The organism is Chamaesiphon sp. GL140_3_metabinner_50, from assembly GCF_025361915.1.
Taxonomy (GTDB): domain Bacteria; phylum Cyanobacteriota; class Cyanobacteriia; order Cyanobacteriales; family Chamaesiphonaceae; genus Chamaesiphon.
The window spans coordinates 1-2,461 of sequence record NZ_JANYJC010000011.1; the positions used below are offsets into that span (position 1 = coordinate 1).

Consider the following 2,461-nt stretch of genomic DNA (forward strand, 5'->3'; position numbering starts at 1 on the left):
CCCACCGAAGCCGACCAACCGGGCGTTCAACTCCTGCGGCGCGTGCGCGATGAATCGCACCGTTTTGCCATTACCTTCCACCGCCAACAGCGCAGCCAAAAACAAACCCGCTCCTATCTCGACGATGTTCCCGGATTAGGCGCACATCGTCAAAAGCAACTACTCGCGCATTTCCACTCGATCGATTATATCAGAGCCGCCAGCGTCGAAGATTTAGCTAAAGCTCCCGGTATCGGCACTCACGTCGCTGGGGAAATTTATCGTTATTTCCACCCAGAATAAGAGCGCAACATCACGGCTCGATGCCTAACGCTCTTAATTTAGCAGCAAGTCTTTCGGCTTCTCGCTCGGCATTCTCGGCTCTTAGCTCGGCATTTTCGGCTCGTCGCTGTTGGCTGCGACGTAGTTCGTCTAACTCGCCAAACCCGATGAACTTCTCACCATCGGGGCGATAAATAACTAATTCTTCACCCGCTCTCATGACAAAGCGGATGCCTAATCTTACACTCACCCAATCGTCAATTGCGGCGTTGGCGGAGCCTTCCCCCTGGGAAATCGATACCAATTTATCATCCGATCGCATCCAGCCACTCAAATCTAATCGATCGGGATCGTAGATATAGTATTCTGCCACACCATAACGTTCGTAAAACTGGCGTTTGCGATCCATCTCGCCCATCCGATTGCCAGGGGATAAGATTTCAAACACCACTTGCGGCGGAATATTATCTTCCTTCCACTGTTGATATGAACCTCTGTCTCCTTTTGGTCTACCAAATACTACCATCGCATCCGGCGCATTGCGAATAGTGTTGTCACCTTCGACGGGATACCAGAGCAAATCGCCAGCCACAAATACGTTCGGATCTGCGGCAAATAGTAAGTCTAGATTTTCTTTAATCGTGACGATCCAGCGAAACTGTTTGGTGTTATCTGCCATCGGTTGGCCGTCACTGTCGGGATAATAAACCTTAGCTGGATGTTGAGATACCATAACTAGGGTGGCAATGAGTACATTTAGATTATATCATTCGGACAGATCCGTTGATACTCCCCCAAGATCTCAACCGCGTCGTTGAATGACTTGAGGTGCCGCCACCGCCAACGGTGCCGCCGGATGGGTGGGAAAACCACGATGGAGATCGACACCCGCCCAAACACCTAGCAAATTTTGGGCTAGAGACAGCCACTGTACCCGCTCTTGAGTGGCGACATAGCCATTGAGCGGAATTTCTGTCAGACTATTGTGCGCGCCTGCGAGAATGCCCGTCAACGCCTGGGTAAGCTGGGAACGATCGTCTAATCGATCGGCGCGACGAGTTGCTAAACTAAAGTCTTCGGGGGTAGAAAGGAAGCAATAAATGGCTAGTAATGTGGGGGCGATAATCGGGTGCTCGGTAGTGGCTAATCTTTGGGCGACTCGATGCAGGCTCGTGGTGCGATCGAGTAATCGGTCGATCGTGCTAAGTTCTTGAAAGATGAGTGGATGCAGATTGGTCATCTCATCGAGCAGTTGGGTAATAATCGTGCGGGGGTTGAGAGATTCTGTGAGCGATCGAGATATAATATAACCGATAGCCACTGCGCTGGAGCAAGTTTCCCAGTCTAGTTGCCAGCCATGACTGACGTTAATGAGAGTTTCTCGTAATTTGATGCGATCGTCGTGAAAAAATAGCATTAATGGTAGCATTGTGACGATCGCCTGGTGCGGCTCTGCTGGTTCGATGAAAATCTGTTGCGACCAATCTTGCGAGTCAAATTTTCCGCGATCGATTAAGCTATTAATTCCCCGTTCTAAGGCTGGCATTGTATCGAGGATTAGTTGATTGGGTGCGATCTGGTGGCGATCGACATAGATAATATTTCCACCGATTAATGCACCTTGAAATCTAGTTAATAATAAGTGTTTCATTAATAATTTATTTAGCTAGAAGATGATTGTATTTTAATATATTTGACAAATTTAGATATTTTCCCAGCCCTTATTTTCTAACTTCATGCTGTATCCCGATTTGTCTGCTCCGAGGATGGTATCCGAACCGATGACGGGATATGCTGTCGGTATTAAAGCATCGGGGCTAGTAGAAGTATTAGTCGATTGTCCGGGTACTCAAGCCCTATACACTTATAATGTGCCGGAACGATTGAAGATTCGGGTGGGGGATATTCTCAGCGTACCATTAGGCGGACAAGTAGTTGGGGGAATTGCGATTAGATTTGTCGATCGATTGCCAGAAAATATCTCGATGTCTCAAATTAAAGATATCGATGATGTGGTGGCATCGGGATTATTTAAAGCTAATTATTGGCAGTGGTTAGAACAGATTGCCGATTACTATCATACATCACTAATTCAAGTTATTAAGGTGGCTTTGCCGCCCGGACTATTGACCCGATCGCATCGGCGAATTAAGGCAATTAATTCAGATGCAAACTTAGATATTTTCTTGAGCGATATTGC

The 2,461-nt window shown here is 47.4% G+C and carries 3 protein-coding genes and 1 pseudogene; 2 read left to right on the top strand and 2 right to left on the bottom strand.

Annotation, left to right across the window (positions count from 1 at the left end; all coding sequences use genetic code 11):
* Positions 1 to 282: helix-hairpin-helix domain-containing protein (locus Q0R35_RS00365; protein WP_295613258.1), on the top strand; the 282-nt coding region annotated here is incomplete at its 5' end.
* 10 nt (positions 283 to 292) lie between these two features.
* Here Q0R35_RS00365 and Q0R35_RS00370 read toward each other — a convergent pair.
* Entirely contained in the window at positions 293 to 994 is a 702-nt protein-coding gene (locus Q0R35_RS00370) for a Uma2 family endonuclease (RefSeq protein WP_295613261.1), read from the bottom strand.
* Positions 995 to 1,063: 69 nt separating this feature from the next.
* Positions 1,064 to 1,912, bottom strand: coding sequence for an ADP-ribosylglycohydrolase family protein (locus Q0R35_RS00375; protein WP_295613264.1), 849 nt, complete (start codon positions 1,910 to 1,912; stop codon positions 1,064 to 1,066).
* 115 nt (positions 1,913 to 2,027) lie between these two features.
* On the opposite strand from Q0R35_RS00375, the pseudogene Q0R35_RS00380 reads away from it, so the two are divergent.
* Positions 2,028 to 2,461, top strand: a pseudogene (locus Q0R35_RS00380) (primosomal protein N'); the annotation flags it as partial.